General features: G+C 61.7%; 1 protein-coding gene. It reads right to left on the bottom strand.

What is annotated here, in order from left to right; all coding sequences use genetic code 11:
- Nucleotides 1–226 precede the first annotated feature (226 nt).
- A complete protein-coding gene (locus AC2T3R_RS00670) occupies nucleotides 227–24364 on the bottom strand; it encodes an immunoglobulin-like domain-containing protein (protein ID WP_486744487.1) in 24138 nt (8045 codons plus the stop codon).

Raw genomic sequence — 24364 nt, 5'->3', positions numbered from 1 at the left:
CCTTGGTGGTAGACAGCAGCATAGGCAAAGATCACCGGGCACGCAGACCCGGCGCCAGAGTATGCGCTGTCGCAGGATGCCAGGAAAGTGCCATGGCCGCTGAGCGGCCAATCGCCAGCAAGCCAGCTCCCACAAGAACCGCACAACTCTCCCGAGCTGCACAGTTACTGTGGGAGCTGGCTTGCCGGCGATCGGGCTGCAGAGCAGCCCGCTAGCGCATCAGTAATCAACTGTCCTTGTTGTGGATGATGATTGTCGGGTCAGCACCGCTGATCAACGAGTTGATCGTGGTGTTGGACCAGTTCACCCCTTCCAGCTTGATGGTCACGTCGGCGTTGGCGATACCACCGGCGGCATTGAGCTTGCCTTCGCTGCTGACCTGCAGCGTCGTCGTGCCTTCCACCGTGGTGAGCTTCAGGTAGTTGTCGATGGTGCTGCCCTTCTCGCCCTGAAGCAGATCTTTCAGGTCGATCCGGTCGCCTTCGGCCACCTTGAAGTCCTTGATAACGTCATTGCCGGTATCGCCGGCCTTCCACACGAAGGTGTCGCTACCGCTGCCGCCAATCAGGATATCGTTACCCTGGCCACCGATCAGGGTGTCATTGCCAGTTCCCCCCAGCAGAATGTCGTTACCTTTACCACCATCAAGCGTGTCGTTACCGCCCTGGCCGAAGAGAATGTCGTTGCCATTGCCGCCGGACAGGAGGTCATGGCCATCGTTGGCACCGGAGATATCGAACTCGGTGTAGTGCTCGGTAATGTACTGGTGGACATTGTTGGTGGTGATGGAGCTCGCTTCGACACCGCTCTTCTGCGCCACGTACGTCTGCAGCGCCTGGTAGCCCTCGCTGACGACACCGTTGAGAGTGATCAGGTCGCCGAAGATGATGTCGTTGCCGTTTCCGCCATCAATACTGTCAGCACCCGGCAGAATCGCCTCGGAATGACCGAGAATCGCCTTGGCCAGATCGGACGGGTCAATGCCTGCCTGCGGTTTGCCTGCAGAGTCGTACGGCTTCAAGTCGTTCAGTGTGACATCGTTGTTCAATCCGATGGCTTGTACTTTGCTCACGCCATTGGTGCCACCGAGCAGGTTGAAGCTCGCGGTAGTACCTGCTGCCGATTCCTGATAGTTCCAGTATTCACCGTAGCCCGAGCCGTCCAGGCTGGAGAACTCGTAGGTGCCGTCGCCCTGGGCATGCAGGGTTCCGACGGTGTTGGTTGACTGCAGCACCAACTCACCTTTCTTGTTCTCGCTGTAGGTCAGCACCTTGACCGTTCCACTGCTGCTGATCTCGACCTTGTGAGTCGCGTCGGCCCACACGCTGAAGGTGTCGCCGAGCTTGTAGTTGTTGACGTTGACCACGTCATCCAACGACTTGCCGTTGGTCCACAGTCGCGGGTTGGTACTCTCCCCGCTCTGGTAGTAGGTCGGCTTGCCGTCAGTGATGAAGTAAGTCAGGTTCTCCGCATTGGCGTTATTGCTGGCCATGGTGCTCTTGAAGAAGTTGGCCGTGGCCTTGAACACGTCTTCGTAGTTGGTACCGCCACCGCTTGCCATGGAGTTGAGCACTGACTGCAGCTTGCTCAAGGCATTCGGGTCTGCAAGGTTCACCGCCACGTTCTGCTTGACTTGGGTGTCGAAGTCCACCAGGAAAATGTTGACCGTACCCGAGGTGTCGGAGCCCAGGCTGGCCTTGAGCGTGTTGAACACCGAAGCCAGCTGCGTTTTCGCGTCCGAAATCGACTTGTCGCTCATACTTCCCGAGCTGTCGACAATAAAGGCAATGTTGTAGTTCTTGCCCTGGACCACGTTCAGGCCAGACACGTCGGCGACGATGATGTCGTTGCCTTCGCTACCACTCAATGTATCGCTGCCCGATGTACCCACACTGGCCTTGTAGGTCGCTGGGTATACGGTAACCGGGATATTGCCGGTGGTAATGGCCGAACCGCCGAGGCTTTCAGTTGCAACCGAGGTGACGGTAACGTCGAACGACCCTTTGTAATAGGCCGGTGGTGTCAGGGTCAGGCTGCTCAGTTTCCAGCCTGTCACATCGACTGGTCCAGTGCCGACCGTGACAGTGTTGCCTGCACCATCGCTCAGCACGGTACCTTTCGGAATACCGCTGAGGGTCACGGTCAAACTCTCGGATCCATCGGTGTCGGTCAAAGCGGTAGAAATGCTGACCAGTTTCACCGAGCCACCTTCCGGCCCTTCATTGAGCTTGTAGCCGTCGTAGTAGCTCTGGCCATTGACGGTGTGCAGGTCGGACACGCCCAGGCCTGCGTTGGCCATCTCGGTCACGTTCTGGTACATCTTGATGTTCGAGCTGCTCAGGTCGGTGACAGCACCCGAGCCGACCTGGATGTTCAGGTCATAGCTACCTGGCCCGGACTGGTTGGCATGATAGACCTCGATCGGGTAGTAGCCACTGGTGTTCGGGGTAAAGCTGCCCGAAACCTGTCCACCCGCGCCCCAGGTGGCCGTGACCACAGTCTTGCCACCGATGGTGACCACGAAGCTGTCGTCAGCGGTGCCACTGAAGTTGTAGGTCTTGCCGGCTTCCAGATAGATCAGACCCGAGGTTTTCGAGCCGGTCCCAGCACTGACGCTGCCATCGGACTGAACGTTGGAGGTGCTGCTGCTGGTGTTGGCATTGCCGGAGTTGGCAAAGACCGTCTTCAGGGCATCGCCAGTAATACCACTACCGTCGGTACCCAGGCCTTTGAGGCTGGTCCACACTTCCTTGGTCAGGCCCTTGGACTCGACCTCGGCACTACCGAAGCTCAGGGTTGGCTTATCGGCCACCGGACTGATGTCGACCTTCATGGTCACTTCAGTGCCCAGGTTGGTGCCATCGTTAGGTTTGAACTTGAACTGCGCGTAGTCGGCCTGCTGGTTACCCACGCCATTCCCGCCATAGTTGTCCGCACCCGACTGATTGAGAGCCGGGACAAACTTGAGGTTGTTGGCAGTAATATCAGCCTGGCTGACAACCTGACCGACGGTCACATTCACCCACGTAGTCCCGTTGAAGAACTGCAGACTACCTGCGGCCGGGAGCGAGGTAATGGTCACGGACAAGCCAGTGTTGGTATCGGCATCGGTGACCTTGAAATCACTCCAGGCAAACACGTAACTGGTGTCTTCCACACCAAAGACTGCACCGCCCGGCGAAACTGGCAAGTGGTCATTGTCGAGGATGGACGTGGTCACGCTGGCATTGCTGCTGTCGACCTTCAGATTTTCGAAGCTGCCACCAGTGGCACTTTCGATCTTCACGGTGAAGTTCTCGGTAGCCTCGACCAGTTTGTCGTCGATGGTAACGATGTCAAATGTGGTGCCGGTGCTGTTGGCCGGGATCTTCACGGTGGCGACACCGGTGAAGTCCTCGCCATTCTTGGCGGTGCCAGTGTAGCTGAGGGTAATGGTGACCTCAGACTTCGACGGGTTGCTCAATGTCAGCGTGTAGTGGCCGGTTTCACCTTCGGTCAGCGATGTGCTACCGCTGATGCCGACTGTGGTGACATCACCTTGGTTACCAGTCCCCGGCACACCCGAGCCAGGCTCGTCGGTGACGGTGGTGCTGACCGGCGTCTTGTCCAAGGTCAGTTGCTCGAACTTGCCGACACCAGCGCCGCTGACCGAAGCGATCGATTTGACCACAGCGTCGTTGGTGCCGGTGTAGACGTTGTCCGGGGCAGTGACGGTAACCGAGCCGGTGGTGCCATTGGCAGGCACGGTGATGACAGTGGTGCCATCGCTCAGCGTGAAGGTCAGGGCACCGTGATTGTTGATCGGCAGACCGTCTTTGTTGGTCAAGGTCACGGTGTAGGTGATCTCGCCGCCTTCGGTCACCGAAGGATTCGCGGTCAGCTTGGCCACTACTTCGTCGGTGGTATCGGTCACCTGAACCGTGGCGTTGCCGCCCAGTTGCAGGTTCTCGAAGGTACGACCATCAACGTCTACAGCCGAGCTGATGCCCAGGCTGATCTGGCCGGCGTCGTTGTAGACGTCGTCGCCCTGCGCCGCGTGGGTGTACGGGGCACTGGTGTCACCCGCCTTGATGGTGACCTGGACGTTGTTGCTCAGGGTCACGACCAGGTCGTGGTCCAGTGCCTGGTTGAGGTGCACGGTGAACGTCGGTTTGACGTTCTCCGCCACCGATGCCTGGTCGGCGGTGATGGTGACCTGTACCAGGTCGCCTTCATTGCCCGGGGTGCCAGGCTCATCGGTGACGCTGGTGCTGACCGGAGTCTTGTCCAGGGTCAGTTGCTCGAACTTGCCGACATCAGCGCCGGTGACCGAAGCGATCGATTTGACCACCGCGTCGTTGGTGCCGGTGTAGACGTTGTCCGGGGCAGTGACAGTGACCGAACCGGTGGTGCCGTTGGCCGGCACGGTGATGACGGTGGTGCCGTCGCTCAGCGTGAAGGTCAGTGCACCGTGATTGTTGATCGGCAGACCGTCTTTGTTGGTCAGCGTGATGGTGTAAGTGATCTCGCCGCCTTCGGTCACCGAAGGAGTCGCGGTCAGCTTGGCCACCACTTCGTCGGTGGTATCGGTCACCTGAACCGTGGCGTTGCCGCCCAGTTGCAGGTTCTCGAAGGTACGACCATCAACGTCTACAGCCGAGCTGATGCCCAGGCTGATCTGGCCGGCGTCGTTATAGACGTCGTCGCCCTGCGCCGCATGGGTGTACGGGGCGCTGGTGTCACCCGCCTTGATGGTGACCTGGGCGTTGTTGCTCAGGGTCACGACCAGGTCGTGGTCCAGTGCCTGGTTGAGGTGCACGGTGAAGGTCGGTTTGACGTTCTCGGCCACCGATGCCTGGTCGGCGGTGATGGTGACCTGAACCAGGTCGCCTTCATTGCCCGGGGTGCCTGGCTCATCGGTGACGCTGGTGCTGACCGGGGTCTTGTCCAGGGTCAGCTGTTCGAACTTGCCGACGTCTGCACCATCAACGGTCGCGATGGCCTTCACGACCGGATCGTTAGCACCCACATACACGTTGTCCGGCGCGGTCACAGTGACCGAGCCGGTGGTGCCATTGGCCGGTACGGTGATGACGGTGGTACCGTCGCTCAGCGTGAAGGTCAGGGCCGAGTGGTTATTGATCGGCAGACCGTCTTTGTTGGTCAAGGTCACGGTGTAGGTGATCTCGCCGCCTTCGGTCACCGAAGGAGTCGCGGTCAGCTTGGCCACCACTTCGTCGGTGGTATCGGTCACCTGAACCGTGGCGTTGCCGCCCAGTTGCAAGTTCTCGAAAGTCGCACCGGTAGCGTCTACAGCCGAGCTGATGCCCAGGCTGATCTGGCCGGCGTCGTTATAGACGTCGTCGCCCTGCGCCGCATGGGTGTACGGGGCGCTGGTGTCACCCGCCTTGATGGTGACCTGGGCGTTGTTGCTCAGGGTCACGACCAGGTCGTGGTCCAGTGCCTGGTTGAGGTGCACGGTGAAGGTCGGTTTGACGTTCTCGGCCACCGATGCCTGGTCGGCGGTGATGGTGACCTGAACCAGATCGCCTTCATTGCCCGGGGTGCCTGGCTCATCGGTGACGCTGGTGCTGACCGGAGTCTTGTCCAGGGTCAGTTGCTCGAACTTGCCGACATCAGCGCCGGTGACCGAAGCGATCGATTTGACCACAGCGTCGTTGGTGCCGGTGTAGACGTTGTCCGGGGCAGTGACAGTGACTGAACCGGTGGTGCCGTTGGCCGGCACGGTGATGACGGTGGTGCCATCGCTCAGCGTGAAGGTCAGGGCCGAGTGGTTATTGATCGGCAGACCATCTTTGTTGGTCAGCGTGATGGTGTAAGTGATCTCGCCGCCTTCGGTCACCGAAGGAGTCGCGGTCAGCTTGGCCACTACTTCGTCGGTGGTATCGGTCACCTGAACCGTGGCGTTGCCGCCCAGTTGCAGGTTCTCGAAGGTACGACCATCAACGTCTACAGCCGAGCTGATGCCCAGGCTGATCTGGCCGGCGTCGTTGTAGACGTCGTCGCCCTGCGCCGCGTGGGTGTACGGGGCGCTGGTATCCCCCGCCTTGATGGTGACCTGGGCGTTGTTGCTCAGGGTCACGACCAGGTCGTGGTCCAGTGCCTGGTTGAGGTGCACGGTGAATGTCGGTTTGACGTTTTCGGCCACCGATGCCTGGTCGGCGGTGATGGTGACTTGTACCAGGTCGCCCTGGTTACCAGTCCCCGGCACACCCGAGCCAGGCTCGTCGGTGACGGTGGTGCTGACCGGAGTCTTGTCCAGGGTCAGTTGCTCGAACTTGCCGACATCAGCGCCGGTGACCGAAGCGATCGATTTGACCACAGCGTCGTTGGTGCCGGTGTAGACGTTGTCCGGGGCAGTGACGGTGACCGAACCCGTGGTGCCGTTGGCCGGTACGGTGATGAAAGTCTTGCCGTCGTTCAGCGCGAAGGTCAGGGCCGAGTGGTTATTGATCGGCAAGCCGTCTTTGTTGGTCAAGGTCACGGTGTAAGTGATCTCGCCGCCTTCGGTCACCGAAGGGGTCGCGGTCAGCTTGGCCACCACTTCGTCGGTGGTATCGCTCACCTGAACCGTGGCGTTGCCGCCCAGTTGCAGGTTCTCGAAAGTCGCACCGGTAGCGTCAACAGCCGAGCTGATGCCCAGGCTGATCTGGCCGGCGTCGTTGTAGACGTCGTCGCCCTGCGCCGCATGGGTGTACGGGGCGCTGGTGTCACCCGCCTTGATGGTGACCTGCGCGTTGTTGCTCAGGGTCACGACCAGGTCGTGGTCCAGTGCCTGGTTGAGGTGCACGGTGAACGTCGGTTTGACGTTCTCCGCCACCGATGCCTGGTCGGCGGTGATGGTGACCTGTACCAGGTCGCCTTCATTGCCCGGGGTGCCAGGCTCATCGGTGACGCTGGTGCTGACCGGAGTCTTGTCCAGGGTCAGTTGCTCGAACTTGCCGACATCAGCGCCGGTGACCGAGGCGATCGATTTGACCACCGCGTCGTTGGTGCCGGTGTAGACGTTGTCCGGGGCAGTGACAGTGACTGAACCAGTCGTGCCATTGGCCGGCACGGTGATGACGGTGGTGCCGTCGCTCAGCGTGAAGGTCAGGGCTGAGTGGTTATTGATCGGCAAGCCGTCTTTGTTGGTCAGCGTGATGGTGTAGGTGATCTCGCCGCCTTCGGTCACCGAAGGAGTCGCGGTCAGCTTGGCCACCACTTCGTCGGTGGTATCGGTCACCTGAACCGTGGCGTTGCCGCCCAGTTGCAGGTTCTCGAAAGTCGCACCGGTAGCGTCAACAGCCGAGCTGATGCCCAGGCTGATCTGGCCGGCGTCGTTGTAGACGTCGTCGCCCTGCGCTGCGTGGGTGTACGGGGCGCTGGTTTCACCCGCCTTGATGGTGACCTGCGCGTTGTTGCTCAGGGTCACGACCAGGTCGTGGTCCAGTGCCTGGTTGAGGTGCACGGTGAAGGTCGGTTTGACGTTCTCGGCCACCGATGCCTGGTCGGCAGTGATGGTGACTTGTACCAGGTCGCCCTGGTTACCAGTCCCCGGCACACCCGAGCCAGGCTCGTCGGTGACGGTGGTGCTGACCGGAGTCTTGTCCAGGGTCAGTTGCTCGAACTTGCCGACATCAGCGCCGGTGACCGAAGCGATCGATTTGACCACCGCGTCGTTGGCGCCGGTGTAGACGTTGTCCGGGGCAGTGACGGTGACCGAACCCGTGGTGCCGTTGGCCGGTACGGTGATGAAAGTCTTGCCGTCGTTCAGCGCGAAGGTCAGGGCCGAGTGGTTATTGATCGGCAAGCCGTCTTTGTTGGTCAAGGTCACGGTGTAAGTGATCTCGCCGCCTTCGGTCACCGAAGGGGTCGCGGTCAGCTTGGCCACCACTTCGTCGGTGGTATCGCTCACCTGAACCGTGGCGTTGCCGCCCAGTTGCAGGTTCTCGAAAGTCGCACCGGTAGCGTCAACAGCCGAGCTGATGCCCAGGCTGATCTGGCCGGCGTCGTTGTAGACGTCGTCGCCCTGCGCCGCATGGGTGTACGGGGCGCTGGTGTCACCCGCCTTGATGGTGACCTGCGCGTTGTTGCTCAGGGTCACGACCAGGTCGTGGTCCAGTGCCTGGTTGAGGTGCACGGTGAAGGTCGGTTTGACGTTCTCGGCCACCGATGCCTGGTCGGCGGTGATGGTGACCTGAACCAGATCGCCTTCATTGCCCGGGGTGCCTGGCTCATCGGTGACGCTGGTGCTGACCGGAGTCTTGTCCAGGGTCAGTTGCTCGAACTTGCCGACATCAGCGCCGGTGACCGAAGCGATCGATTTGACCACCGCGTCGTTGGTGCCGGTGTAGACGTTGTCCGGGGCAGTGACGGTGACCGAACCCGTGGTGCCGTTGGCCGGTACGGTGATGACGGTGGTGCCGTCGCTCAGCGTGAAGGTCAGGGCTGAGTGGTTATTGATCGGCAGACCATCTTTGTTGGTCAGCGTGATGGTGTAAGTGATCTCGCCGCCTTCGGTCACCGAAGGAGTCGCGGTCAGCTTGGCCACCACTTCGTCGGTGGTGTCGGTCACCTGAACCGTGGCGTTGCCGCCCAGTTGCAGGTTCTCGAAGGTACGACCATCAACGTCTACAGCCGAGCTGATGCCCAGGCTGATCTGGCCGGCGTCGTTATAGACGTCGTCGCCCTGCGCCGCATGGGTGTACGGGGCGCTGGTGTCACCCGCTTTGATAGTGACCTGGGCGTTGTTGCTCAGGGTCACGACCAGGTCGTGGTCCAGTGCCTGGTTGAGGTGCACGGTGAACGTCGGTTTGACGTTCTCCGCCACCGACGCCTGGTCGGCCGTGATGGTGACCTGAACCAGATCGCCTTCGTTGCCCGGGGTGCCAGGCTCATCGGTGACGCTGGTGCTGACCGGAGTCTTGTCCAGGGTCAGTTGCTCGAACTTGCCGACATCAGCGCCGGTGACCGAAGCGATCGATTTGACCACCGCGTCGTTGGTGCCGGTGTAGACGTTGTCCGGGGCAGTGACGGTGACCGAACCGGTGGTGCCGTTGGCCGGCACGGTGATGACGGTGGTGCCGTCGCTCAGCGTGAAGGTCAGTGCACCGTGATTGTTGATCGGCAGACCGTCTTTGTTGGTCAGCGTGATGGTGTAAGTGATCTCGCCGCCTTCGGTCACCGAAGGGGTCGCGGTCAGCTTGGCCACCACTTCGTCGGTGGTGTCGGTCACCTGGACCGTGGCGTTGCCGCCCAGTTGCAGGTTCTCGAAGGTACGACCATCAACGTCTACAGCCGAGCTGATGCCCAGGCTGATCTGGCCGGCGTCGTTATAGACGTCGTCGCCCTGCGCCGCATGGGTGTACGGGGCGCTGGTATCCCCCGCCTTGATGGTGACCTGGGCGTTGTTGCTCAGGGTCACGACCAGGTCGTGGTCCAGTGCCTGGTTGAGGTGCACGGTGAATGTCGGTTTGACGTTTTCGGCCACCGATGCCTGGTCGGCGGTGATGGTGACCTGAACCAGGTCGCCTTCATTGCCCGGGGTGCCTGGCTCATCGGTGACGCTGGTGCTGACCGGAGTCTTGTCCAGGGTCAGCTGTTCGAACTTGCCGACGTCTGCACCATCAACGGTCGCGATGGACTTCACGACCGGATCGTTAGCACCCACATACACGTTGTCCGGCGCGGTCACAGTGACCGAACCAGTCGTGCCGTTGGCCGGCACGGTGATGACGGTGGTGCCATCGCTCAGCGTGAAGGTCAATGCGCCGTGATTGTTGATCGGCAGACCGTCTTTGTTGGTCAAGGTCACGGTGTAGGTGATCTCGCCGCCTTCGGTCACCGAAGGGGTCGCGGTCAGCTTGGCCACCACTTCGTCGGTGGTGTCGGTCACCTGGACCGTGGCGTTGCCGCCCAGTTGCAGGTTCTCGAAAGTCGCACCGGTAGCGTCTACAGCCGAGCTGATGCCCAGGCTGATCTGGCCGGCGTCGTTGTAAACGTCGTCGCCCTGCGCCGCATGGGTGTACGGGGCGCTGGTGTCACCCGCCTTGATGGTGACCTGGGCGTTGTTGCTCAGGGTCACGACCAGGTCGTGGTCCAGTGCCTGGTTGAGGTGCACGGTGAACGTCGGTTTGACGTTCTCGGCCACCGATGCCTGGTCGGCGGTGATGGTGACCTGAACCAGATCGCCTTCGTTGCCCGGGGTGCCAGGCTCATCGGTGACGGTGGTGCTGACCGGGGTCTTGTCCAGGGTCAGTTGCTCGAACTTGCCGACATCAGCGCCGGTGACCGAGGCGATCGATTTGACCACCGCGTCGTTGGTGCCGGTGTAGACGTTGTCCGGGGCAGTGACAGTGACTGAACCAGTCGTGCCATTGGCCGGCACGGTGATGACGGTGGTGCCGTCGCTCAGCGTGAAGGTCAGGGCTGAGTGGTTATTGATCGGCAAGCCGTCTTTGTTGGTCAGCGTGATGGTGTAGGTGATCTCGCCGCCTTCGGTCACCGAAGGAGTCGCGGTCAGCTTGGCCACCACTTCGTCGGTGGTATCGGTCACCTGAACCGTGGCGTTGCCGCCCAGTTGCAGGTTCTCGAAAGTCGCACCGGTAGCGTCAACAGCCGAGCTGATGCCCAGGCTGATCTGGCCGGCGTCGTTGTAGACGTCGTCGCCCTGCGCCGCATGGGTGTACGGGGCGCTGGTATCCCCCGCCTTGATGGTGACCTGGGCGTTGTTGCTCAGGGTCACGACCAGGTCGTGGTCCAGTGCCTGGTTGAGGTGCACGGTGAAGGTCGGTTTGACGTTCTCGGCCACCGATGCCTGGTCGGCGGTGATGGTGACCTGAACCAGATCGCCTTCATTGCCCGGGGTGCCAGGCTCATCGGTGACGCTGGTGCTGACCGGAGTCTTGTCCAGGGTCAGTTGCTCGAACTTGCCGACGTCTGCACCATCAACGGTCGCGATGGACTTCACGACCGGATCGTTAGCACCCACATACACGTTGTCCGGAGCGGTCACAGTGACCGAACCAGTCGTGCCGTTGGCCGGTACGGTGATGACGGTGGTGCCGTCGCTCAGCGTGAAGGTCAGGGCTGAGTGGTTATTGATCGGCAAGCCGTCTTTGTTGGTCAGCGTGATGGTGTAGGTGATCTCGCCACCTTCGGTCACCGAAGGAGTCGCGGTCAGCTTGGCCACCACTTCGTCGGTGGTGTCGGCCACCTGAACCGTGGCGTTGCCGCCCAGTTGCAGGTTCTCGAAGGTACGACCATCAACGTCTACAGCCGAGCTGATGCCCAGGCTGATCTGGCCGGCGTCGTTGTAGACGTCGTCGCCCTGCGCTGCGTGGGTGTACGGGGCGCTGGTTTCACCCGCCTTGATGGTGACCTGCGCGTTGTTGCTCAGGGTCACGACCAGGTCGTGGTCCAGTGCCTGGTTGAGGTGCACGGTGAAGGTCGGTTTGACGTTCTCGGCCACCGATGCCTGGTCGGCAGTGATGGTGACTTGTACCAGGTCGCCCTGGTTACCAGTCCCCGGCACACCCGAGCCAGGCTCGTCGGTGACGGTGGTGCTGACCGGAGTCTTGTCCAGGGTCAGTTGCTCGAACTTGCCGACATCAGCGCCGGTGACCGAAGCGATCGATTTGACCACCGCGTCGTTGGCGCCGGTGTAGACGTTGTCCGGGGCAGTGACGGTGACCGAACCCGTGGTGCCGTTGGCCGGTACGGTGATGAAAGTCTTGCCGTCGTTCAGCGCGAAGGTCAGGGCCGAGTGGTTATTGATCGGCAAGCCGTCTTTGTTGGTCAAGGTCACGGTGTAAGTGATCTCGCCGCCTTCGGTCACCGAAGGGGTCGCGGTCAGCTTGGCCACCACTTCGTCGGTGGTATCGCTCACCTGAACCGTGGCGTTGCCGCCCAGTTGCAGGTTCTCGAAAGTCGCACCGGTAGCGTCAACAGCCGAGCTGATGCCCAGGCTGATCTGGCCGGCGTCGTTGTAGACGTCGTCGCCCTGCGCCGCATGGGTGTACGGGGCGCTGGTGTCACCCGCCTTGATGGTGACCTGCGCGTTGTTGCTCAGGGTCACGACCAGGTCGTGGTCCAGTGCCTGGTTGAGGTGCACGGTGAAGGTCGGTTTGACGTTCTCGGCCACCGATGCCTGGTCGGCGGTGATGGTGACCTGAACCAGATCGCCTTCATTGCCCGGGGTGCCTGGCTCATCGGTGACGCTGGTGCTGACCGGAGTCTTGTCCAGGGTCAGTTGCTCGAACTTGCCGACATCAGCGCCGGTGACCGAAGCGATCGATTTGACCACCGCGTCGTTGGTGCCGGTGTAGACGTTGTCCGGGGCAGTGACGGTGACCGAACCGGTGGTGCCGTTGGCCGGCACGGTGATGACGGTGGTGCCGTCGCTCAGCGTGAAGGTCAGTGCACCGTGATTGTTGATCGGCAGACCGTCTTTGTTGGTCAGCGTGATGGTGTAAGTGATCTCGCCGCCTTCGGTCACCGAAGGAGTCGCGGTCAGCTTGGCCACCACTTCGTCGGTGGTATCGGTCACCTGAACCGTGGCGTTGCCGCCCAGTTGCAGGTTCTCGAAGGTACGACCATCAACGTCTACAGCCGAGCTGATGCCCAGGCTGATCTGGCCGGCGTCGTTATAGACGTCGTCGCCCTGCGCCGCATGGGTGTACGGGGCGCTGGTGTCACCCGCCTTGATGGTGACCTGGGCGTTGTTGCTCAGGGTCACGACCAGGTCGTGGTCCAGTGCCTGGTTGAGGTGCACGGTGAACGTCGGTTTGACGTTCTCCGCCACCGATGCCTGGTCGGCGGTGATGGTGACCTGTACCAGGTCGCCTTCATTGCCCGGGGTGCCAGGCTCATCGGTGACGCTGGTGCTGACCGGAGTCTTGTCCAGGGTCAGTTGCTCGAACTTGCCGACATCAGCGCCGGTGACCGAAGCGATCGATTTGACCACCGCGTCGTTGGTGCCGGTGTAGACGTTGTCCGGGGCAGTGACGGTGACCGAACCGGTGGTGCCGTTGGCCGGCACGGTGATGACGGTGGTGCCGTCGCTCAGCGTGAAGGTCAGTGCACCGTGATTGTTGATCGGCAGACCGTCTTTGTTGGTCAGCGTGATGGTGTAAGTGATCTCGCCGCCTTCGGTCACCGAAGGGGTCGCGGTCAGCTTGGCCACCACTTCGTCGGTGGTGTCGGTCACCTGGACCGTGGCGTTGCCGCCCAGTTGCAGGTTCTCGAAGGTACGACCATCAACGTCTACAGCCGAGCTGATGCCCAGGCTGATCTGGCCGGCGTCGTTATAGACGTCGTCGCCCTGCGCCGCATGGGTGTACGGGGCGCTGGTATCCCCCGCCTTGATGGTGACCTGGGCGTTGTTGCTCAGGGTCACGACCAGGTCGTGGTCCAGTGCCTGGTTGAGGTGCACGGTGAATGTCGGTTTGACGTTTTCGGCCACCGATGCCTGGTCGGCGGTGATGGTGACCTGAACCAGGTCGCCTTCATTGCCCGGGGTGCCTGGCTCATCGGTGACGCTGGTGCTGACCGGAGTCTTGTCCAGGGTCAGCTGTTCGAACTTGCCGACGTCTGCACCATCAACGGTCGCGATGGACTTCACGACCGGATCGTTAGCACCCACATACACGTTGTCCGGCGCGGTCACAGTGACCGAACCAGTCGTGCCGTTGGCCGGCACGGTGATGACGGTGGTGCCATCGCTCAGCGTGAAGGTCAATGCGCCGTGATTGTTGATCGGCAGACCGTCTTTGTTGGTCAAGGTCACGGTGTAGGTGATCTCGCCGCCTTCGGTCACCGAAGGGGTCGCGGTCAGCTTGGCCACCACTTCGTCGGTGGTGTCGGTCACCTGGACCGTGGCGTTGCCGCCCAGTTGCAGGTTCTCGAAAGTCGCACCGGTAGCGTCTACAGCCGAGCTGATGCCCAGGCTGATCTGGCCGGCGTCGTTGTAAACGTCGTCGCCCTGCGCCGCATGGGTGTACGGGGCGCTGGTGTCACCCGCCTTGATGGTGACCTGGGCGTTGTTGCTCAGGGTCACGACCAGGTCGTGGTCCAGTGCCTGGTTGAGGTGCACGGTGAACGTCGGTTTGACGTTCTCGGCCACCGATGCCTGGTCGGCGGTGATGGTGACCTGAACCAGATCGCCTTCATTGCCCGGGGTGCCAGGCTCATCGGTGACGGTAGTGCTGACCTTGGTTTCATCCAGAGTCAGCTGCTCGAATTTCCACGCATCAGCGCCACTGACGTATTTCAGGCTATTCTCGACCGGAGTGTTCGCACCGCTATAGACATTATCCGGAGCGGTCACAGTGACCGAACCAGTGGTGCTATTGGCCGGCACGGTGATGACGGTGGTGCCGTCGCTCAGCGTGAAGGTCAGGGCCGAGTGGTTATTGATCGGCAAGCCGTCTTTGTTGGTCAGTGTCACGGTATAGGTGATCTGCCCACCTTCGCTGACAGACTCAGTCGCAGTCAGTTTTGCTACAACCTCGTCGATTGTGTCGGTAACCTTGACCGAAGCTTGCTCGCCGAGTTGCAGGTTTTCGAAGGTACGACCGTCAATATCCGCCGCCGACTTGATGCCTAGGGAAATTTCGCCGCCGTCCAGGTAGACATCGTCGCCCTGCGCCGCGTGGACATAAGGTTCGCTCGAAGTTTGACCGGCTTTGATAGTGACCTGTGCATCGTTGCTCAGGGTCACGACAAGGTCATGATCCAGTGCAGTGTTTATATGCACGGTGAAGCTCGGTTTGACATCCTCGGCGACCGAAGCCTGGTCGGCCGTGATGGTGACCTTGACCACATCGCCTTGGTTGTCGGTACCTGGAGTACCCGAACCAGGTTCATCGGTGACCTCGGTACTGACCTTGGTTTGATCCAGCGTAAGCTGCTCGAATTTCCACGCATCAGCGCCACTGACGTATTTCAGGCTCTGCTCGACCGGTGCATTCACACCGGTATATACATTGTCGGGAGCAGCCACGGTGACCGAGCCTGTGATGCCATTGGCAGGCACGGTGATTGAGGTCTTGCCGTCGCTCAGCGTGAAGGTCAGGGCCGAGTGGTTACTGATCGGCAGGCCATCTTTGCTGGTCAGTGTCACGGTGTAGGTGATCTGGCCACCTTCGGTTACGGTCTCGGTTGCCGTCAGTGTGGCTACAACTTCACTGATGGTGTCAGTAACTTGAACCGTGGCGTTGCCGCCCAGTTGCAGGTTCTCGAAAGTCGCACCGGTAGCGTCAACAGCCGAGCTGATGCCCAGGCTGATCTGGCCGGCGTCGTTGTAGACGTCGTCGCCCTGCGCCGCATGGGTGTACGGGGCGCTGGTGTCACCCGCCTTGATGGTGACCTGCGCGTTGTTGCTCAGGGTCACGACCAGGTCGTGGTCCAGTGCCTGGTTGAGGTGCACGGTGAAGGTCGGTTTGACGTTCTCGGCCACCGATGCCTGGTCGGCGGTGATGGTGACCTGTACCAGGTCGCCTTCGTTGCCCGGGGTGCCAGGCTCATCGGTGACGGTGGTGCTGACCTTGGTTTCATCCAGAGTCAGCTGCTCGAATTTCCACGCATCAGCGCCACTGACGTATTTCAGGCTATTCTCGACCGGAGTGTTCGCACCGCTATAGACATTATCCGGAGCGGTCACAGTGACCGAACCAGTGGTGCTATTGGCCGGCACGGTGATGACGGTGGTGCCGTCGCTCAGCGTGAAGGTCAGGGCCGAGTGGTTATTGATCGGCAAGCCGTCTTTGTTGGTCAGTGTCACGGTATAGGTGATCTGCCCACCTTCGCTGACAGACTCAGTCGCAGTCAGTTTTGCTACAACCTCGTCGATTGTGTCGGTAACCTTGACCGAAGCTTGCTCGCCGAGTTGCAGGTTTTCGAAGGTACGACCGTCAATATCCGCCGCCGACTTGATGCCTAGGGAAATTTCGCCGCCGTCCAGGTAGACATCGTCGCCCTGCGCCGCGTGGACATAAGGTTCGCTCGAAGTTTGACCGGCTTTGATAGTGACCTGTGCATCGTTGCTCAGGGTCACGACAAGGTCATGATCCAGTGCAGTGTTTATATGCACGGTGAAGCTCGGTTTGACATCCTCGGCGACCGAAGCCTGGTCGGCCGTGATGGTGACCTTGACCACATCGCCTTGGTTGTCGGTACCTGGAGTACCCGAACCAGGTTCATCGGTGACCTCGGTACTGACCTTGGTTTGATCCAGCGTAAGCTGCTCGAATTTCCACGCATCAGCGCCACTGACGTATTTCAGGCTCTGCTCGACCGGTGCATTCACACCGGTATATACATTGTCGGGAGCAGCCACGGTGACCGAGCCTGTGATGCCATTGGCAGGCACGGTGATTGAGGTCTTGCCGTCGCTCAGCGTGAAGGTCAGGGCCGAGTGGTTGCTGATCGGCAGGCCATCTTTGCTGGTCAGTGTCACGGTGTAGGTGATCTGGCCACCTTCGGTTACGGTCTCGGTTGCCGTCAGTGTGGCTACAACTTCACTGATGGTGTCAGTAACTTGAACCGTGGCATTGCCGCCCAGTTGCAGGTTCTCGAAGGTACGACCATCAACGTCTACAGCCGAGCTGATGCCCAGGCTGATCTGGCCGGCGTCGTTATAGACGTCGTCGCCCTGCGCCGCATGGGTGTACGGGGCGCTGGTGTCACCCGCCTTGATGGTGACCTGCGCGTTGTTGCTCAGGGTCACGACCAGGTCGTGGTCCAGTGCCTGGTTGAGGTGCACGGTGAAGGTCGGTTTGACGTTCTCGGCCACCGATGCCTGGTCGGCGGTGATGGTGACCTGTACCAGGTCGCCTTCGTTGCCCGGGGTGCCAGGCTCATCGGTGACGGTGGTGCTGACCGGGGTCTTGTCCAGGGTCAGCTGTTCGAACTTGCCGACGTCTGCACCATCAACGGTCGCGATGGCCTTCACGACCGGATCGTTAGCACCCACATACACGTTGTCCGGAGCGGTCACAGTGACCGAGCCGGTGGTGCCATTGGCCGGTACGGTGATGACGGTGGTACCGTCGCTCAGCGTGAAGGTCAGGGCCGAGTGGTTATTGATCGGCAGACCATCTTTGTTGGTCAAGGTCACGGTGTAGGTGATCTCGCCGCCTTCGGTCACCGAAGGGGTCGCGGTCAGCTTGGCCACCACTTCGTCGGTGGTGTCGGTCACCTGGACCGTGGCGTTGCCGCCCAGTTGCAGGTTCTCGAAAGTCGCACCGGTAGCGTCAACAGCCGAGCTGATGCCCAGGCTGATCTGGCCGGCGTCGTTGTAGACGTCGTCGCCCTGCGCCGCATGGGTGTACGGGGCGCTGGTTTCACCCGCCTTGATGGTGACCTGGGCGTTGTTGCTCAGGGTCACGACCAGGTCGTGGTCCAGTGCCTGGTTGAGGTGCACGGTGAACGTCGGTTTGACGTTCTCCGCCACCGATGCCTGGTCGGCGGTGATGGTGACCTGTACCAGGTCGCCTTCATTGCCCGGGGTGCCAGGCTCATCGGTGACGCTGGTGCTGACCGGAGTCTTGTCCAGGGTCAGTTGCTCGAACTTGCCGACATCAGCGCCGGTGACCGAAGCGATCGATTTGACCACCGCGTCGTTGGTGCCGGTGTAGACGTTGTCCGGGGCAGTGACGGTGACCGAACCGGTGGTGCCGTTGGCCGGCACGGTGATGACGGTGGTGCCGTCGCTCAGCGTGAAGGTCAGTGCACCGTGATTGTTGATCGGCAGACCGTCTTTGTTGGTCAGCGTGATGGTGTAAGTGATCTCGCCGCCTTCGGTCACCGAAGGGGTCGCGGTCAGCTTGGCCACAACCTCGCTGATGGTATCCGAGATTTCAACGGTAGCCGGCTCACCCAAGGTGAGCTTCTCAAAGGTGGCGCCTGAAACAGCCGCGTCGGTTACGCCAAGGGTGATAGAGCCGCCGTCCTTGAAGACATCGTCGCCCTGGGCCGAGGTCTTGTACTCGACTTCGGTTTTACCGGCCTCAATGGTCACGGTGTCACCGTTTGACAGGGTTACGGTAAGTGGCCGGTCCAGCGCTTGGCTTACCTTCACAGTGAAGGAAGGCTGCTGATCTTCAGTCACACTGCCATTGCCGACGATGCTAACAGTGATGGTATCGATGCTGTCGTTAATGACGGTCGAGGCCGGGGTCGGATTCGGCGTCAGCTGTTCGAAGTTGCCGCCGGTGGCGCTCTCGATGGTCACGCTAACGGTCGAGCCGTTGTTATAGACGTCGTTCGCCGGGGTCTCGAAGTCGACGCTGCCCTGGGTCTTGCCAGCTTCAACGGTGATGGTCTGGCCGTTGGACAGGGTCACGGTCACCGGGGTCTGGGCAGGGTTGCTCAGGGTCACGGTGTAGGTGATCACCCCGCCTTCGGTCACCGAAGGGGTCGCGGTCAGGGTCGCGGTGGTGGTGTCGACCGAGTCGCTGATCGTGGTCTGCGCCGGGGTCGGATTCGGCGTCAGCTGTTCGAAGTTACCGCCAGTGGCGCTCTCGATGGTCACGCTAACGGTCGAGCCGTTGTTGTAGACGTCGTTGGCCGGGGTCTCGAAGTCGACGCTGCCCTGGGTCTTGCCGGCTTCGACGGTGATGGTCTGGCCGTTGGACAGGGTCACGGTCACCGGAGTCTGAGCCGGGTTGCTCAGGGTCACGGTGTAGGTGATCACCCCACCTTCGGTCACCGACGGAGTCGCCGTCAGGGTCGCAGTGGTGGTGTCGACCGAGTCGTTGATCGTGGTCTGGGCCGGGGTCGGGTTCGGCGTCAGCTGTTCGAAGTTGCCGCCGGTGGCGCTTTCGATAGTCACGCTAACGGTCGAGCCGTTGTTGTAGACGTCGTTGGCCGGGGTCTCAAAGTCGACACTGCCCTGGGTCTTGCCAGCTTCGACGGTGATGGTCTGGCCGTTGGACAAGGTCACGGTCACCGGAGTCTGGGCCGGGTTGCTCAGGGTCACGGTGTAGGTGATCACGCCGCCTTCGGTCACCGACGGAGTGGCCGTCAGGGTCGCAGTGGTGGTGTCGACCGAGTCGTTGATCGTGGTCTGGGCCGGGGTCGGATTCGGCGTCAGTTGCTCGAAGTTGCCGCCGGTGGCGCTTTCGATAGTCACGCTAACGGTCGAGCCGTTGTTGTAGACGTCGTTGGCCGGGGTCTCGAAGTCGACGCTGCCCTGGGTCTTGCCGGCTTCGACAGTGATGGTCTGGCCGTTGGACAGGGTCACGGTTACCGGGGTCTGGGCAGGGTTGCTCAGGGTCACGGTGTAGGTGATCACGCCGCCTTCAGTGACGCTTGGCGAAGCGGTCAGCGTTGCGGTGGTGGTATCGACCGAGTCGTTGATCGTGGTCTGGGCCGGGGTCGGGTTCGGCGTCAGTTGCTCGAAGTTGCCGCCGGTGGCGCTCTCGATGGTTACGCTAACGGTCGAGCCGTTGTTATAGACGTCGTTCGCCGGGGTCTCGAAGTCGACGCTGCCCTGGGTCTTGCCGGCTTCGACGGTGATGGTCTGGCCGTTGGACAGGGTCACGGTCACCGGGGTCTGGGCAGGGTTGCTCAGGGTCACGGTGTAGGTGATCACGCCGCCTTCGGTCACCGACGGAGTGGCCGTCAGGGTCGCGGTGGTGGTATCGACCGAGTCGTTGATCGTGGTCTGGGCCGGGGTCGGGTTCGGCGTCAGTTGCTCGAAGTTGCCGCCGGTCGCACCGGTAATCGTGGTGCTGACAGTCGAGCCGTTGTTATAGACGTCGTTCGCCGGGGTCTCGAAGTCGACGCTGCCCTGGGTCTTGCCAGCTTCAACGGTGATGGTCTGGCCGTTGGACAGGGTCACGGTCACCGGAGTCTGGGCCGGGTTGCTCAGGGTCACGGTGTAGGTGATCACGCCGCCTTCGGTCACCGACGGAGTGGCCGTCAGGGTCGCAGTGGTGGTGTCGACCGAGTCGTTGATCGTGGTCTGGGCCGGGGTCGGATTCGGCGTCAGTTGCTCGAAGTTGCCGCCGGTGGCGCTCTCGATGGTCACGCTAACGGTCGAGCCGTTGTTATAGACGTCGTTCGCCGGGGTCTCGAAGTCGACGCTGCCCTGGGTCTTGCCGGCTTCGACAATGATGGTCTGGCCGTTGGACAGGGTCACGGTCACCGGGGTCTGGGCCGGGTTGCTCAGGGTCACGGTGTAGGTGATCACGCCGCCTTCGGTGACGCTTGGCGAAGCGGTCAGCGTTGCGGTGGTGGTATCGACCGAGTCGTTGATCGTGGTCTGGGCCGGGGTCGGATTCGGCGTCAGCTGTTCGAAGTTGCCGCCGGTGGCACCGGTAATCGTGGTGCTGACAGTCGAGCCGTTGTTATAGACGTCGTTCGCCGGGGTCTCGAAGTCGACGCTGCCCTGGGTCTTGCCAGCTTCAACGGTGATGGTCTGGCCGTTGGACAGGGTCACGGTCACCGGAGTCTGGGCCGGGTTGCTCAGGGTCACGGTGTAGGTGATCACGCCGCCTTCGGTCACCGACGGAGTGGCCGTCAGGGTCGCGGTGGTGGTGTCGACCGAGTCGTTGATCGTGGTCTGGGCCGGGGTCGGGTTCGGCGTCAGCTGTTCGAAGTTGCCGCCGGTGGCACCGGTAATCGTGGTGCTGACAGTCGAGCCGTTGTTATAGACGTCGTTCGCCGGGGTCTCGAAGTCGACGCTGCCCTGGGTCTTGCCAGCTTCAACGGTGATGGTCTGGCCGTTGGACAGGGTCACGGTTACCGGGGTCTGGGCAGGGTTGCTCAGGGTCACGGTGTAGGTGATCACGCCGCCTTCGGTCACCGACGGAGTGGCCGTCAGGGTCGCAGTGGTGGTGTCGACCGAGTCGTTGATCGTGGTCTGGGCCGGGGTCGGGTTCGGCGTCAGCTGTTCGAAGTTGCCGCCGGTGGCACCGGTAATCGTGGTGCTGACAGTCGAGCCGTTGTTATAGACGTCGTTCGCCGGGGTCTCGAAGTCGACGCTGCCCTGGGTCTTGCCAGCTTCAACGGTGATGGTCTGGCCGTTGGACAGGGTCACGGTCACCGGAGTCTGGGCCGGGTTGCTCAGGGTCACGGTGTAGGTGATCACGCCGCCTTCGGTCACCGACGGAGTGGCCGTCAGGGTCGCGGTGGTGGTATCGACCGAGTCGTTGATCGTGGTCTGCGCCGGGGTCGGATTCGGCGTCAGCTGTTCGAAGTTGCCGCCGGTGGCACCGGTAATCGTGGTGCTGACAGTCGAGCCGTTGTTATAGACGTCGTTCGCCGGGGTCTCGAAGTCGACGCTGCCCTGGGTCTTGCCAGCTTCAACGGTGATGGTCTGGCCGTTGGACAGGGTCACGGTTACCGGGGTCTGGGCAGGGTTGCTCAGGGTCACGGTGTAGGTGATCACGCCGCCTTCGGTCACCGACGGAGTGGCCGTCAGGGTCGCGGTGGTGGTATCGACCGAGTCGTTGATCGTGGTCTGCGCCGGGGTCGGATTCGGCGTCAGCTGTTCGAAGTTGCCGCCGGTGGCACCGGTAATCGTGGTGCTGACAGTCGAGCCGTTGTTATAGACGTCGTTCGCCGGGGTCTCGAAGTCGACGCTGCCCTGGGTCTTGCCGGCTTCGACGGTGATGGTCTGGCCGTTGGACAGGGTCACGGTCACCGGAGTCTGGGCCGGGTTGCTCAGGGTCACGGTGTAGGTGATCACGCCGCCTTCGGTCACCGACGGAGTGGCCGTCAGGGTCGCAGTGGTGGTGTCGACCGAGTCGTTGATCGTGGTCTGGGCCGGGGTCGGGTTCGGCGTCAGCTGTTCGAAGTTGCCGCCGGTGGCACCGGTAATCGTGGTGCTGACAGTCGAGCCGTTGTTATAGACGTCGTTCGCCGGGGTCTCGAAGTCGACGCTGCCCTGGGTCTTGCCAGCTTCAACGGTGATGGTCTGGCCGTTGGACAGGGTCACGGTCACCGGAGTCTGGGCCGGGTTGCTCAGGGTCACGGTGTAGGTGATCACGCCGCCTTCGGTCACCGACGGAGTGGCCGTCAGGGTCGCGGTGGTGGTATCGACCGAGTCGTTGATCGTGGTCTGCGCCGGGGTCGGATTCGGCGTCAGCTGTTCGAAGTTGCCGCCGGTGGCACCGGTAATCGTGGTGCTGACAGTCGAGCCGTTGTTATAGACGTCGTTCGCCGGGGTCTCGAAGTCGACGCTGCCCTGGGTCTTGCCAGCTTCAACGGTGATGGTCTGGCCGTTGGACAGGGTCACGGTTACCGGGGTCTGGGCAGGGTTGCTCAGGGTCACGGTGTAGGTGATCACGCCGCCTTCGGTCACCGACGGAGTGGCCGTCAGGGTCGCAGTGGTGGTGTCGACCGAGTCGTTGATCGTGGTCTGGGCCGGGGTCGGGTTCGGCGTCAGCTGTTCGAAGTTGCCGCCGGTGGCACCGGTAATCGTGGTGCTGACAGTCGAGCCGTTGTTATAGACGTCGTTCGCCGGGGTCTCGAAGTCGACGCTGCCCTGGGTCTTGCCAGCTTCAACGGTGATGGTCTGGCCGTTGGACAGGGTCACGGTCACCGGGGTCTGGGCCGGGTTGCTCAGGGTCACGGTGTAGGTGATCACGCCGCCTTCGGTCACCGACGGAGTGGCCGTCAGGGTCGCAGTGGTGGTGTCGACCGAGTCGTTGATCGTGGTCTGGGCCGGGGTCGGGTTCGGCGTCAGTTGCTCGAAGTTGCCGCCGGTCGCACCGGTAATCGTGGTGCTGACAGTCGAGCCGTTGTTATAGACGTCGTTCGCCGGGGTCTCGAAGTCAACGCTGCCCTGGGTCTTGCCGGCTTCGACAGTGATGGTCTGGCCGTTGGACAGGGTCACGGTTACCGGGGTCTGGGCAGGGTTGCTCAGGGTCACGGTGTAGGTGATCACGCCGCCTTCGGTCACCGACGGAGTGGCCGTCAGGGTCGCGGTGGTGGTATCGACCGAGTCGTTGATCGTGGTCTGCGCCGGGGTCGGATTCGGCGTCAGCTGTTCGAAGTTGCCGCCGGTGGCACCGGTAATCGTGGTGCTGACAGTCGAGCCGTTGTTATAGACGTCGTTCGCCGGGGTCTCGAAGTCGACGCTGCCCTGGGTCTTGCCGGCTTCGACAGTGATGGTCTGGCCGTTGGACAGGGTCACGGTTACCGGGGTCTGGGCAGGGTTGCTCAGGGTCACGGTGTAGGTGATCACGCCGCCTTCAGTGACGCTTGGCGAAGCGGTCAGCGTTGCGGTGGTGGTATCGACCGAGTCGTTGATCGTGGTCTGGGCCGGGGTCGGATTCGGCGTCAGCTGTTCGAAGTTGCCGCCGGTGGCGCTTTCGATGGTCACGCTAACGGTCGAGCCGTTGTTGTAGACGTCGTTCGCCGGGGTCTCGAAGTCAACGCTGCCCTGGGTCTTGCCAGCTTCGACGGTGATGGTCTGGCCGTTGGACAGGGTCACGGTCACCGGGGTCTGGGCAGGGTTGCTCAGGGTCACGGTGTAGGTGATCACCCCGCCTTCGGTCACCGACGGAGTGGCCGTCAGGGTCGCAGTGGTGGTGTCGACGGTATCGGTAACCTGAGTAACCGCTGGTGTTTGCGGCACAATCACTGTCAGCCCGCTGCCCCCGGTGGTGCCCGTTACGGTCGCCGAAATCTGGCCACCGTCGATATATGGGGTATCGTTCGCGGGGACCACGACGTTTACGCTACCAGTGGTCTGCCCGGCCGGAATCACAATCACGGCACCGTTGGACAGGGTGACCAACAGGTTTGTGGCCGGCGCCTGGCCAACTGTAGCGGTATAAACGATTACGCCACCCGCCTCGCTGATGGAAGAGGTAGCGTCAAGAACCAGGTCAGTAGAAACGTTGGTGTCGGTCGTCGGTGTAGTCACCTGGTTGTTGCTGGTGGTATCCAGCACGCCAACCTCTTCGCCATCGAGCACGGCAGCAAAGCCCAGCCCATCAGTCGGAAAGCCGACGGTAGGGTCGACCCGGCCTGCGGTTTCTTCGAGCATGACAAAGCTGTGGCCACCGCCAAGTGCGCCACCACCGCCCGACGACGACGGGCCAGCCGCAGTCGCCTCAAGTTCGGTAGTCGGGTCGACACCGGCAGCGATCGCCTGTTGCAGCTCTTCCACCGACGGCGCGGCCTGCGCGGTAGCCTGACTCAGGTCGGTGCTGCTGTCCGGCGCATCAGCGCTCCACTGGCTGTCTCGACCCAGATCCAGCAAACGGCCATCGGCCAGTTCCAAAGTAATTGCACCGCCTGGGCCAGTGAGCACTTCCTCACCGACCAGCAGGCGGTCTCCTTCGATCAGAACACGCCGAATGCCCTCAGGGGATACCGCAATAACCTGGCCAACAATACTTTTGACGATGGCTACAACGCTGCTCAT

Source organism: Pseudomonas sp. PVC-5-1 (genome assembly GCF_057444345.1).
Note: the sequence above shows the minus strand (reverse complement) of the source record. Positions and strands in the feature narration are given on the sequence as shown.